The organism is Halorubrum tibetense (assembly GCF_055396225.1).
On the sequence record NZ_AP043742.1, the window covers coordinates 989,641 to 1,002,877 of the forward strand.

Consider the following 13,237-nt stretch of genomic DNA (forward strand, 5'->3'; position numbering starts at 1 on the left):
GCACGGGTCCGTCGTCGGGTCACTCCTCGAGTTTCCCGTCGTCACGGTCCGCGGCCGTCGCGTCCGGGTCGCGGTCGGCGGGATCGCCGTACCCACCGCCGCCCGGCGTTCGGACCGTTACCGTCGTTCCGGCGGGGACGTCGCGGGTCGTCTTCGCCGGGACCGGTTCACCGTCGATCAGGTTCTCGCCGCGAGCGCCCGAGTCTCCGCCCGCAAGCCCCGCCGGGGGGTGTCTCCGCCGCTCGGTGAGCAGCGAGACGGTGGCGTCGACGAGGGTTCGAACCGAGCGTTCGAGCCCGAGCCCGCCGCGGTGTCGCCCCGCGCCGCCGCTTCCGGGGCGGAAAGCGTACCGCTCGACTTCGAGCGGGTAGGCGGCTTCGAGCGCCTCGACGGGCGTGTTGAGCGTGTTCGTCATCCCGACCTGAACGCCGTCCATCCCGTCGGCGCCCGGTCGACCGCCGAACCCGCCGCCGATCGTCTCGTAGTAGGTGAAGGGGCCGGACGCGTCGCCGTTCCCTCGATCGGCCGTCCCGCCGCTTCCGCCCCCGCGACTCCCGATCGTGAGGTTGTTCATCGTTCCCTGGCTCCCGGCGGCGACGCGGTCGGGGACGGCCTCGGCGAACGCCGCGAGGACGACGTCGGTGACGCGCTGGCTCGTCTCGACGTTCCCCCCGACGACGGCAGCCGGCGGGTTCGGGTCCAGCAGGGAGCCCTCCGGGACGCGAACCGTCACCGGCTCGTAACAGCCGTGGTTCGGCGGTATCTCCGGGTCCGTCACGCAGCGAACGACGAAGTACACCGCGCTCTTCGCCACCGCGAGCGGCGCGTTCAGGTTCCCCGCCACCTGGTCGGCAGTGCCCGCGAAGTCGACCGTAAGCGACCCGCCATCGACGGTGACGGCGGTCCGGATCGGGACGTCCGCCTCCGTGACGCCGTCCCCCTCCAGTACGTCTGCGGCCTCGTACGTCCCGTCCGGGAGGTCGTCGATGGCGGCGGTCATCCGGTCGCGGGAGTAGCCGATCACCGCGTCGAAGCCGCGTTCGATCCGGTCGCGACCGTAGTCGTCGATCAGCGCCGCGACCCGCTCGTCCGCTCGGCGGTTGGCGGCGAGCTGGGCCGCGAGGTCCGCCCGCCGCTCGGCGGGGTTCCGGGCGTTCGCGAACAGGAGATCGAACACGTCCTCCCGTCGCTCACCGCCCGCGACGAGCCGCGTCGGCGGTATCCGGAGCCCCTCCTCGTAGATCTCTCGGGCACCGGCCGGCATGCTCCCGGGCGTGGCTCCGCCGACATCGGCGTGGTGGGCGCGCGAGACGGCGTAGCCGAGCACGTCACCGTTGCGTGCCAGCGGCGAGACGAGCGTCACGTCGGGGAGGTGTGTCCCCCCGGTGAACGGGTCGTTGAGGACGAACACGTCGCCGGGAACCGGATCGCGGTCGCGGACCGCCGCCACCGCCTCCGGCATCGCCCCGAGGTGGACCGGAATGTGCTCCGCCTGTGCGACCATCCGGCCGTCGATGTCGAACAGCGCGGTCGAACAGTCCTGACGCTCCGTGACGTTCGGCGAGTACGCCCCGCGTATCAGGGTCGCGCCCATCTCCTCGGCGACCCCCTCGAACGCGTGACGTAACACCTCCAGCGTGACCGGGTCGACGTCCTCGGGCGCGCTCACGACCGATCACCCGCCTGCAGGAGGACGACCGTCCCGTCCGCGCGTACCCGCCACGACCAGTCGGGGGGAACGACCGTAGTGCTCTCCCCGCCGGCGAGCACCGCCGGGCCCGATCCCCGCGTCCCGACCGTCAGCGCGTCACGATCGAGCACGGTCGTCTCGACGGCCTCGCCCCGGGAGAACGGGACCGCCCGTGTCCCCCGCTCCGGGTCGTCGTCGCCGGAGGCGGCCCCCAGAACCGTCGGCGGGTCGTTTTCGATCGTCGCGGCGGCCCGCAGCGTTACGGCCTCCACGTCGGCGTCGAGCGTGTACCCATAGGCCCGCTCGTGTGCGGCGGCGAAGCGTTCGGCGACGGCTTGGGGATCGAAGCCGAGGGTGTCACCATCCGAGGGGCCCATCGGCTCACCCACCGGAACCGTCAGCTCGAACCGCTGGCCGACGTACCGACAGTCGACGCGCCACTCGACGGTCGCGGCGTCGGGGTCGGAGACGTCGGCGAGCACCCGGTCGGTTAGGTCGGCCAGCGCGTCCACAGCGACCTCGACCGCGTCGTCGTCCCCGAGTCGGAACCGGACCGTTCTAACGGCGTCGTGCGTCTCGTCGGCGGCAAGCAGTCCGTACGCGGAGAGCACGCCCGCGGGCCCCGGAACGAGCACGCGGGTGATCCCGAGCCGGTCGGCGAGCGCCGCCGCGTGCATCGGCCCTGCCCCGCCGAACGCGACGAGCGTGAACCCCCGCGGGTCGTGCCCGCGCTCGACCGTGACCGAGCGGATCGCCCGCGCCATCGTCGCGTTGGCGACGCGGTACACGCCGCGGGCGGCCGCGATCGGGTCCGGGTCACCGTCCTCGGTCGGTAACCCCGCCTCCGCCGACAGTTCGGCAAGCGCGTCGCGGGCGGCCGCGGCGTCGAGGTCGAGGTCGCCGCCGAGCGCCGCGTCGGGACCGATGTAGCCGAGCACGACCGCCGCATCGGTGACCGTCGGGTCCGTTCCACCGCGGCCGTAGCACGCCGGGCCGGGATCGGCCCCCGCCGACTCCGGTCCGACCCTGAGCGCGCCGCCCGCGTCCGTCCACGCGACCGACCCGCCGCCGGCCCCGACGGTCTCGACGTCGACTGCGGGCGTCCGGATCGGGACGCCGCCGATCGTGAGCGACGACGCGCGCTCGACCCGGCCGTCACGGACGAGGCTCACGTCGCTCGACGTGCCGCCCATATCGAACGTGACGACGTTCGCGTGGCTCTCGGGGGTATTCCCGCCCCCGTCCGATGGTGTCGCCCCCGCGCCAGGACGGTTCGTCTTCGGAACGGTCGCCCCGTCGGCGACCGCGGCCGCACCCACGACCCCCGCCGCCGGCCCGGAGAGGACCGTCGTGACCGCGTTCGACCGAACCGTCTCGATGTCGGCTACCCCGCCGTTCGACCGCATCACGCGCGGATCCGGGAGCCCGGCGTCGCGAGCCTCGTCGAGCAGCCGCCCGAGGTACCCCTCGATCGCCGGCGTCACGTACGCGTCGGCGACGGTCGTCGCCGTCCGCTCGAACTCGCGAAACTCGCGGCGAACCTCGTGGGAGGCCGACACCGGAACGTCGAGCGCCTCGCGGAGGAGCGACGCGACTCGACGTTCGTTCTCGGGATGCGCGTACGCGTGAAGCAACGAGACGGCGACGCTCTCGATTTGCTCGTCGTTCGCGTCGCCCGGTTCCGTCCCGATGCGCGCGGCGAGGTCGCGAACCGCGTCCTTGTCGACCCGGTCGCGGATCCCGTCGACGGTGGCGCGCTCGTCGACCTCGAACCGTCGCCGGCGCGGCACGAGCGGCGCGGGCTTCTCCGCGCCGAGGTCGTACAGCGACGGCCGGTCCTGTCTGCCGATCTCGAGGACGTCACGGAACCCAGCCGTCGTCACCAGCGCCGTCGTCGCGCCGTCGCGTTCGAGCAGCGCGTTCACCGAAACGGTCATGGCGTGGGCGAACGCGTCGACGTCGCTCGGTTCGATCCCCGCGGCGGCACAGCCCTCACGGACCCCCCGAAGGACGCCCTCGCTCTGCGGCTCCGTCGTCGGCACTTTCGTCGTCGTAAGCGCGCCGTCGACGAGCAGCGCCACGTCGGTGAACGTGCCGCCGACGTCGACGCCCAACCGGACGGAGTGGTCGCGTGACATCGCTCGCTCGATCTACCGGTCCGCGCAGTACTCGACGAAATTACGCAGGATCCGCAGCCCCGTCTCCCCGCTCTTCTCGGGATGGAACTGCGTGCCGAACACGTTGCCCGCGTCGTTGGCGACGATCGCCGGGAAGTCGACGCCGTAATCCGCGGTGGCGACGACGGCGTCCGGGTCGTCCGGCTCCGCGTAGTACGAGTGGACGAAGTAGGCGTACTCCCCGTGGACTCCCTCGACGAGCGGGTGCTCGCGGGCGACCTCCAGCTCGTTCCAGCCCATGTGTGGGACCTTTCGGTCGACGTCGAACCGGACGTTGGTGCCCGGAACCAGATCCAGCCCCGTCACCTCGCCTTCACCCTCGTGGTCCGCCTCCTCGCTCGTGGTGAGAAGCATCTGCATCCCCAAACAGATCCCGAACAGCGGGCGGCCCGCCGCGGCGTGGTCGGTGAGCGCCTCCCGGAGGGGGCCGGCGTTCTCCATCCCCTCGCGGAACGCGCCCACACCCGGGAGGACGACGCCGTCGGCGGCCGCGAACGCCTCCGGATCGTCGGTGATCTCGACTGAAGCGCCGGCCCGTTCGAGTCCGCGAGTCGCGGATCTGAGGTTCCCGAGCCCGTAGTCGACGAGAACGATATCCGCCAGCGTCTCCGCGGGCGGTTCGAAGGTGTGCATACGTCCCCTCCGAGGCCGACCGAAAAGTCGGTTTCCCTTGTGGCAGATCGGTGGACGACCGTTCAGCCGACTCGAACGGACGGCGGGTGTGGCGGAAAGCGGGGGGAAGTCCCGCGAGGCGTTACTTCAGTGCCGAGTCAGCCATCCGGCGCGGGAAGCCGGTGATCAGCTCCCAGATCCCCATCTCCACGTCGTCGGCGCGGAGCCGCGACCGGAGCCGCTGGCTGAACAGCTCGACGGAGATGATGAGGAGGAAGATGGAGATCAGCGTCGCCATCATGTTCGTGAACTGGAGCAGGTTCTGTTGGGAGGTCACGATGAACCCGAGCCCCCCGGCTCCGATGACGCCGACGGTGACGGCGATCCGGACGTTGATCTCGAGGACGTACAGCGTCCACGCGATGAACGCGGTCCGGACCTGGCTCAACATGCCGAAGAAGACGATCTGCGGCTTGTTCGCCCCGGTCGTTCGCATCGCCTCGACGGGCCCTTCCTCGATCTCTTCGAGCTCGTCGACGAACAGCCGTCCGAGGTTCCCGATCGTGTCGAACGCGATCGCCAGCGCCGCGGAGGCGGGACCGAGTCCGAGGAACGGGATGAAAATGAGCGTCCAGACGATCGCGGGAACCGCCCGAATGAAGGACATCGTCCCGCGGAAGATGAAGTTAAACGGGAACGGCGTGACGCGCCCGGAGCCGAGCGTCCCGAACACCAGCGCGAACGGAAAGCCGACGACGGTCCCGACGAACCCCATCGCGAGCGTGATCCCGGCCTCGCCGAAGATCTGGAAGATACCGAGCTCCGTGAAGAAGAACGCGTACGCGTCGGTCGCGCTCGGTGGCCACTGGAACAGGAGCCCGCCGATCTCGGGGTCGTACAGCAGGTTCGCCTGCCGGATGAATTCGATGTACTGTCCGAAATCGAGGAACGGGATCACGTCGAAGTAGAACGTGATGGGGAAGAACTCGTTCAGCGAGTCGAGGAACGTCCCGATCCGGGCGTCCGGATCGAGCAGTTCGGTCGCGGCGAACGCCTGGATCGTCGCGAACACGATGAAGCCGAGGAGGCCGAACCAGCCGAGCGCCCGTCGTCGCCGCGTTCGCCTGATGTTCTCGAACTGTTCGACGATCCGATCCGATGCGCCGGCCTCGTCGGGGCCCGACTCGGGACCGTTCGTTCCGTCGGATGTAGATTGGTTAGTTGTCACGTATATCAGCTCGATTCGTGTTAGGTCGTCGCCACGTCTTCCGCCGCACCGTCGGTTCCGTCATCTCGGCTCACGAACATCCCTTCCGTGTCGATATCGCCGTAGAGGTCGTCTATTACGTCGATCGTCAGTTCATCGCGGTAGCCGTCGAACACTTTCTTTCCGTTTCGGAGGCCGATGAATCGGTGCCCGAACTTCCGTGCGATGTTCACCTGATGGAGACTACAGAACGTCGTCAGATCGCGTTCCTCGGAGGCGCTGCGGAGGTACCCCATCACGTCCTGCGCGCTTCCCGGATCGAGGCTCGCGACCGGCTCGTCGGCGAGAAGCACGTTCGGTCGCTGGACCAGCGCGCGGGCGATCCCGACGCGCTGTTGTTGACCGCCGCTCATCCGTCTGGCTTTCTGTTCCGCCTCGCCGAGCAGCCCGACCGTGTCGAGCGCGTCGAGCGCGCGGTGTTTCTCCGATTCGTCCTGTAGCTGGAGCACGCTAGAGAGGAACCCGAACTGGTGGATACCGCCGGAGAGCGCGTTCGAGTACGCGGACATGTCGCCGATGATGTTGTGCTGCTGGAAGATCATCGCGACCTCCGGTCGGGGAGCGACCATCGGCGAGCCGTTTATCCGGATCTCACCCTCCGTCGGCGAGAGCAGCCCGCTCATCGTCCGCAGGAGCGTCGATTTCCCGGACCCCGAGACGCCGAGAACGATAACGAACTCGCCGGCAGGGACCTCGAACGATACGTCGTCGAGCGCCACGACGTCGCCGAACCGTTTCGTAACGCCGTCTACTTCGATGTAGCTCATAAAGGAGGGTGAGAGGGAACTGGCTGCTTAGAGGTCGCCCCAGTCGAGTCCGAGCGACTGCCCGAGCTCGACGACGGGGTCGTAGTCCTCGTGCGTTGCCTCAACGATACCGCTGAACCAGAGCTCGTGGTCCTGAACGAGCTCGACATCGTCGAGCTCGCTGTCGGAGAGCTCGTCCTCGTCCATCTCGAGCAGCTCCGGATCGATGTTGAGCGCCTCCGCGATATCGGCATCGGAGTCGTGTGCGAACGCCTCGTCGGGCGCGTTGAGCATCGCTTCCCGTACCTCGGTCTTGAGCGACTCGTCCCACGCCGCGTTGCTTACGATCGGCGCACGCGGGATCGGGTCGGAGACGGCGAGCAGCTGGAGCTCCGGATCACGCGAGCCGGCCCCGTCGTACTCGGCAGAGATGTCGACGTACTCCTGTGACATCTCGTCGAACTGTTCCTGTGGGACGTGTGGCCCCGTCGAGAACGCCCCGGTCGCTGCCGCGGCGATCGAGTCGTCGTCGACCATCTGTGTGCGCGCAGTCGTGTGATCGGAGGTTCGAAGTTCGAAGTCCTCCGGGCTGGTTCCGGGCGCCCCACCGATGTCGAGACCGGCGTTTTCGAGCATCAAGAGTGGGAACAGCGTCCCCGACACGGACGTCGGCGCACCGGACGCGATGATCTCGCCTTCGAGGTCGCTCAACGACTCAATGCCGCTGTCCGGCGTCGTCGTGATGAGCGAGAAGTACTGCTGTGCACCGAACGCGACTCGCATCCCCGTAACGTCGATCTCGTCGCCGATCTGTGCGACCGCACCCGGAGAGGTGTCCGCGAAGACCCGGTCGTTCTCCTCGGCACGCTGGAGCTCCGCGACCGTCGCGGAGTAGTCCGCCGTCGGCTGTCCATCGATCTCCACGTCGACTTCGGACTCGATGTATTCGAAAAGGGGCGCGTACTGTACCTGAATGTCGATCTCCTCTTCAGCCGGATTCATCACCCACGTGACTTGGTTTTCCGCCACGTCACTTGCGCATCCGGCCAACCCAACCGCACTTGCCGCACCCGCTGTTTTCAAAAACGTTCGCCGATTCGCCGACCACCTGTTGTCGGACATACACAGGATAACTTTACTGGGGTAACTAATCGTTTTCTATGTTTTCTATAGAGAGATCCCATGAGACCGACCCTCACGCGCTGAGAACTCCGAACCGGGTGGAACGCCGAGTCAGGGACCGGGCAGAACGCCAAGTCAGAATTCGCCGAGTCGCGACTGTCCGCTCGATCCCTCCGCCACCCCTGCGAGAGTGGCTGCCCGCGCGACCGTCTCGAAGAACCCCTCGCGCTGGCTCCGGTCGTACAGCGTCGCCGCCGGGTGAACGGACAGCAGCACACGGCGGGAAGAGCCGCCGAGCCGGGCGTCGACGACGCTCCCGGACTCGGAGGTGATGGCGACCGATCGATCCAACAGATGCTCGCTTGGAACCTTCCCGAGCGTCACGATCAGATCGGGGTCGAGCCGATCGATCTCCGTCTCGAGGTGGCCGCGACAGTTCGCCAGTTCCTCGCCTCGTGGATCACGGTTGTCCGGCGGACGACACCGCACGCAGTTGGTGATGCGGACGTCCGCACGGGCGAGCCCCGCGTCCCGCAACGCCTCGTCGAGCACGTCACCGGAACGACCGACGAACGGTTCGCCCCGCTCGTCCTCCGTCGCGCCGGGGGCCTCACCAACGAACAGCAGGTCGGCGTCGATGGGGCCGACGCCGTCGACGATACGGCTCCGTGACTCCACCAGCGCCGGACACCGCTCACACGACTGAAGGCGGAGCTCCTCGTCAAGCGCGGCCGCGTCATCGCTCATGGGATCGGTTCGGAACGGGAGCGACATAAGCGCCGCCGATCCCACCCGGTCAGTGACGTTCCACCGCCGCTCACTCCGTTGCCGCCGCTCGCTCCGTTGCCGCCGCTCGCTCCGCTTTCGCTACTCACTCCGCCGGTCCCGTCACGACCAGCACGCGGAGGTCGTTCACGTTCGTCCCGGTAGGCCCCGTTCGGAGGAGCGCGTCCGCCGCGTCCAACAGCGGCGCGACGTCGTGACGGGCGAGCGCGTCCCGCGCGGCGTCGGCGTCGAGCGTCGCCGCGTCGACGATCCCGCCCGCCGCACCGCTCGTCCCGTCGATCCCGTCGGTGTCGACGCTCGCGACGACGACCCCGTCGCGGTCGAGGGCGACCCCGGCACTCGTCGCGAACTCGCCGTTCGGCCCGCCGTGGCGGCCGTCGGCCGGTTCGCCGTGTCGTTCGTCCCGCTCGTCGTGTCCGTTCAGTTCGCCGTCTCGTCCGTCCCGACCGTCGGCCGTCCCGAGCGTCACCGTCGTCTCGCCGCCGGACAACAGGACACAGGGCGGGGTCGCCGGCGACCCGGTTTCCGTACACTCCTCGGCGATCGCGACGTGAGAGAGCGCCGCCTCCCGCGCTTCGCCCCGGACCCCCGCAGCGAGCACGAGCGGGTCGTACCCCCGGTCGGCGGCCGCCGTCGCCGCTGCGTCGAGCGCGGTCCGCGCGTTCCCGACGACGAGGGTTCGGGTTCGCTCGAAGAGCGGGTCGGCAGCCGTCGGCGTCTCCGGTCGGTTGCCCGCGACACCCGCCTGAAGATGCTCGCGAACGGTCGCCGGGGGATCGAGCTCGTACCGGTCCCACACCGCGAGCGCGTCCGCGTACGTTGACGGGTCCGGCGCGGTCGGGCCGCTAGCGATCACGCCGAGATCGTCGCCGACCACGTCGCTCACCGCGAGCGTGAGGACGGTCGCGGGGGCCGCGATCCCGGCGAGGCGACCGCCTTTGACCGCCGAGCAGTGTTTCCGGACCGCGTTGATCTCGTCGATAGACGCACCCGAGGCGAGGAGTTCCGCGGTAGCGGTTCGGAAGTCGTCGATCGAGATCGGGTCCGCCGGCGCGGCGAGCAGGGCGCTACCGCCGCCGGTGACGACCGCGATCACGAGGTCGTTCGGTCCCGCCCCGTCGGCGATGTCGATGACGCGTCGCGTCGAGGCGACGCCGCGGTCGCTCGGGAGCGGGTGGTCTCCGGGGAGGACGTCGACGGGCGAGGCCTCGTGACCCTCATCACTCTCGTCGCCCCCGTCGCCCTCATCACTCTCGTCGCCCCCGTCGCCCTCATCGCTCTCGTCGCCCTCGTCGACCGTGACGACCGCGCCCCCGACGAGCCGGTCCCCGAGCCGTGTCGCGAGGGCGTTCGCCATCCCGCCGGCCGCCTTGCCGGCACCGACCAGACGGACCTCGTCGTAGTCGTCGAGGTCGTACTCGACGTGCGTCCCGTCGACGGACTCGACGCCGAGCACGCCGTCGGCGACCGAGGCGCGGTCCGCGACGATCCGTTCCGGGAGCGCGGCGGCGATCCCGGCCGCGAGACAGTCGAGCGCGACGCCGTGTGCGTCGGTCCGGGCGACCGCGTCGCGGTCGGCGAACGTCGGTTCGGTCACGCCTCACGGCTCGGGCCGGGAGGACATATATCCAGCGTGCAACTCGGCGTGCGACGCGGGCGTCGGTGGCGGCCCGGGTTGACCGCCGGCGTCGACCCGACTCAGCCGTCGGTGGCGACCGCCTCGCGGTGAGCGCTGGCCGCGATCGACGCGACGCGGACCGGCTCCGGACGGCGGAACCCTTCGCGGACGAGCGCCCCGACCGTCGCCGCGGCGTCGGCCGGGTCGATCCCGACCGCGCGGACGAACAGGGGGTCAGCCTCGTCCGGGAGCCCGGCGACCCGCTGTCGCGGCGGGAGCGACCGATAGATGGCGAGGCGGTCGGCGAGCGCGTCACCGTCGAACGCCTCACGGAGGGCGGGTTCGAGCCCGGGGCTCGGCTCGTAGCTCACGGCGGAGACCGGCCGGTCGAGGGCGGCGTGGAGCCGGTCGAGGTCGACGAGGTTGAACCACGCGGGGGCGACGCCGGCGAGACAGACGTGCCTGACGTCCGGCCGGTCGAGCGAGGTCGCTAAGTCGCGGATCGCGTCGGTCGCGTCTGTCCCGCCGACGGAACAGGAGTCGTACGCCAGTCCGTCGAGAGCGAAGTCGCCGCGGACGACCGCGCCGGCAACGTAACTGACATGGGTACCCCCAGAAAAGGCGATGCCAAGCGTTCTGCTCGGCGATGTCACCTCACGTTTCCTCGGACTTGATCTCCTGGAGACGGTCGAGCAGCTCGTCGTTCGACGCGCCGGGCTCGTACTCGACGGACCCGTCGTGGGTCTCCTGGGCGGCTTGGACGCCGTCGTCGTCGTCGAAGTCCGCGTCCAGGTCCTGGTTCTCCTGTTCGGATTCGTCGTAGCTTCCGAAGCCCATGTTCGCTCGATGATAGGGAGTCGTACGGTATAAATCCCGGGACGCCCTCACGGGAACCCGGCCATCAGGCGGGTCCGACGCCGATAGCCGGGCGTCAGGTCACGTTTTTATCAGTCGCGTGTCGTGGTAGGGTATGGACCCGATCAACGTCACCGCCGACGCGACGGAGTTCACCTGTAACGCGTACCTCGTTCTCGGGGACGCCCCGACGCTCGTCGACGCCGGGACGATGCCGGGTGTCGACGACGTGATCGCCGACGCGCTCGCCGACGCTGGAGTCGACGACCTCGACCGGGTGATCCTGACGCACCAGCACGGCGACCACGTGGGGGAGCTCGACGCCGTGCTCGACCGGTTCGACCCGACGCTGTTCGCGTACGCGGACCACCCGCGGCGGGACGTCGCGCTCGTCGACGGCGACGAGATCCTCGTGGGCGACGAGCCCTGTGAGGTCGTGTACACGCCCGGACACGCCGATGACCACGTCTCGTTCGTGGGCGAGGAGCGACTGTACAGCGGCGACGTCGTCGTGTACAACGACGGCGCGTTCGACGACGGCTCGTTCGGCCGAACCGACATGGCCGGACAGTCACGCGAGCAGCTGATAGAGAGCCTGCACACGCTGATGAATCAACTGCCTGAGACGGTCGAGGCGATGTATCCCGGACACGGCGACGCGTATCGAGACGGTGACGGTCCGGACACGGTGCGTGGCGTGATCGAACGCGCGACCGACCGCGCCGAGCGACGGGAACCGAAATACCCCGAGTGACGGGCGCTCGGCCGCGGCCCGGCGGTCGGTCGGGTTTCGGACTCGGGGTTCTTAAGTGTCGTACGCCGAAGATCGGGTATGGACCTCTCGACCGCCGTCTCCGCTACGGTCTCGACCCTCCGGCGGCGACCCGCGGACCTGTTACCGTTCTACCTCCTCGGAACGGCCGTCCCCGTCGTCGCCCGGATGGGACTCCTCGTCTCGCTCGCCGGCGTGTACCTCCACTACGAGCTGTCCGGCCGTCTCGGTGCCGTCCGCGACGCGTTCGCGGACGCCGACCTGGCCCCGCCGGACGTCGAGGATCCAGAAGCGCTCGAACGGTGGGCCGAGGGGCTGATCCCCGCTTTCGAACCGCTGTTGACCCCGACTGCCGGCGCGCTGCTCGTCGCCGGACTGCTCGCCACCGTGCTCCTCGCGATCCTCACGTACGCCGCGGTCTCGGCGGGCCAGATGAGCGCCGTGGTCGCCCGGCTCCGAAGCGAGCGGGGACTGACCGCCGGGATCGCCGGCGTTCGGGAGCGCTGGGTGACGTTCCTCGGGCTGTACGTCGCGGAGTTCCTGTTGTGGGTCGGCGTGGTGTTGCTCGCGAGCGTCGCGATCGCCGTCGCGTTCGTGATCAACCCGTTCCTCGGCGCGGTCGTGGCACTCGGCGCGTTCCTCGTCGGGGCGGTCGTGCTGGTGGCGATCCGTATCGTGTTCGCGTTCGCTCCGGCGTCGATCGTGGTCGACGACGCCGGCGTCTTCGGGTCGCTCGGCGGGGCCGGCGGGTTCATCCGCTCGAACCCCGCGGACGCCGCCGCGTATCTCGTCGTCGCGATCGGCGTCACCGTGGCGATCGCCTCCGCCGCCTCCGGGCTCGCGTTCCTCGGCGGTGGGGCGGTCGTCGCACTCATCAGCGCGGTCGTCGTCGCGCCCGCGCTCGATCTGCTGAAGACCGTTCTCTACGGCGACTACCGCGGGACAGTCGATCCGGTCGAGCCGCCGGCGGCCTCCCTCCGGAGCCAGTTCTCGGGCGGCGTCCGTCGCGGATGGCGCGAGATGGTCGGATTCGTCGCTCGAACGCCGGGGACCCATCTGTTCGTCGTCGCGCTCGGCGTCGGCTCGGGGGTCGTCGGCTGGACGATCGCGGAGCCGTTCGTCGGCAGCGTCCCGACATCGATCGAGGCGCGGTTGGCGGATCACATCGCCCCCGTCGCGACTCTCGAGTTCTTCGGGAACAACTGGACCGTGGCGATATCGACCGCCCTCGGCGGGGTCGCGCTCGTGATCCCGGCGCTCTCGGCGATCGTGTTCAACGGAGTCGTGCTCGGCGGAACCGCCGCGCTGGAGGTGAACCGTGAGGCGCTGCTCGCGTTCGTGATCCCGCACGGGGTCTTCGAGATCCCCGCCATTTTCGTCGCCGGCGCGCTGGGCGTCCACCTCGGCGTCGTCGGCTGGCGAACGCTCCGCGGACGGGTAAGCCGTGAGGGGTTCGCCGACGTCCTCGAGAACGCGTTCTGGGTGCTGATGGGCGTCGGGATCCTCCTCGCGATCGCCGCGGTGATCGAGGGGTTCATCAGCCCGTACTACTGGCGGCCGTTCCTCTAGCCCGGATCCGAGGGACGGGACCT

At 69.5% G+C, this 13,237-nt stretch carries 12 protein-coding genes; 2 read left to right on the plus strand and 10 right to left on the minus strand.

Features of this window, described 5'->3' with window-relative positions; all coding sequences use genetic code 11:
• Nucleotides 1-19: 19 nt before the first annotated feature.
• From ACZ5TV_RS05030 to ACZ5TV_RS05075, 10 genes are all read right to left on the minus strand, one after another.
• A complete protein-coding gene (locus ACZ5TV_RS05030) occupies nt 20-1,669 on the minus strand; it encodes a hydantoinase B/oxoprolinase family protein (protein ID WP_464384186.1) in 1,650 nt (549 codons plus the stop codon).
• A complete protein-coding gene (locus ACZ5TV_RS05035) occupies nt 1,666-3,828 on the minus strand; it encodes a hydantoinase/oxoprolinase family protein (protein WP_464384187.1) in 2,163 nt (720 codons plus the stop codon). The genes ACZ5TV_RS05030 and ACZ5TV_RS05035 overlap by 4 nt, the downstream gene beginning before the upstream one ends.
• A gap of 12 nt (nt 3,829-3,840) precedes the next feature.
• The gene (hisH, locus tag ACZ5TV_RS05040) at nt 3,841-4,500 is read right to left on the minus strand and encodes an imidazole glycerol phosphate synthase subunit HisH (protein ID WP_379781920.1); all 660 of its coding nucleotides are present in this window, start codon (nt 4,498-4,500) and stop codon (nt 3,841-3,843) included.
• A 121-nt stretch (nt 4,501-4,621) separates the two neighbouring features.
• Nucleotides 4,622-5,707 (minus strand): phosphonate ABC transporter, permease protein PhnE, encoded by a 1,086-nt coding sequence (gene phnE / locus ACZ5TV_RS05045; protein WP_379781918.1) that lies wholly within the window; start codon nt 5,705-5,707, stop codon nt 4,622-4,624.
• Between the two features lie 20 nt (nt 5,708-5,727).
• Complete coding sequence (locus ACZ5TV_RS05050) at nt 5,728-6,513, minus strand: phosphonate ABC transporter ATP-binding protein (protein ID WP_379781916.1); 786 nt, start codon at nt 6,511-6,513, stop codon at nt 5,728-5,730.
• Between the two features lie 27 nt (nt 6,514-6,540).
• Nucleotides 6,541-7,614: a substrate-binding domain-containing protein gene (locus ACZ5TV_RS05055; protein ID WP_379781914.1), complete on the minus strand. Its 1,074-nt coding sequence runs from the start codon at nt 7,612-7,614 to the stop codon at nt 6,541-6,543.
• Between the two features lie 135 nt (nt 7,615-7,749).
• Nucleotides 7,750-8,361, minus strand: a complete 612-nt coding sequence (locus tag ACZ5TV_RS05060; RefSeq protein WP_379781912.1) for a uracil-DNA glycosylase — start codon at nt 8,359-8,361, stop codon at nt 7,750-7,752.
• Between the two features lie 124 nt (nt 8,362-8,485).
• Nucleotides 8,486-9,997, minus strand: coding sequence for a glycerate kinase type-2 family protein (locus ACZ5TV_RS05065; protein ID WP_464384188.1), 1,512 nt, complete (start codon nt 9,995-9,997; stop codon nt 8,486-8,488).
• A 101-nt stretch (nt 9,998-10,098) separates the two neighbouring features.
• Nucleotides 10,099-10,671, minus strand: a complete 573-nt coding sequence (locus tag ACZ5TV_RS05070; protein ID WP_464384189.1) for an endonuclease dU — start codon at nt 10,669-10,671, stop codon at nt 10,099-10,101.
• A 1-nt stretch (nt 10,672) separates the two neighbouring features.
• A complete protein-coding gene (locus tag ACZ5TV_RS05075; protein ID WP_379781585.1) occupies nt 10,673-10,855 on the minus strand; it encodes a DUF5786 family protein in 183 nt (60 codons plus the stop codon).
• A 133-nt stretch (nt 10,856-10,988) separates the two neighbouring features.
• Between ACZ5TV_RS05075 and ACZ5TV_RS05080 the strand changes: the two genes are divergently transcribed.
• Nucleotides 10,989-11,627, plus strand: coding sequence for an MBL fold metallo-hydrolase (locus tag ACZ5TV_RS05080; protein ID WP_379781587.1), 639 nt, complete (start codon nt 10,989-10,991; stop codon nt 11,625-11,627).
• 78 nt (nt 11,628-11,705) lie between these two features.
• Nucleotides 11,706-13,214: a stage II sporulation protein M gene (locus tag ACZ5TV_RS05085; protein ID WP_379781589.1), complete on the plus strand. Its 1,509-nt coding sequence runs from the start codon at nt 11,706-11,708 to the stop codon at nt 13,212-13,214.
• Nucleotides 13,215-13,237: the final 23 nt, after the last annotated feature.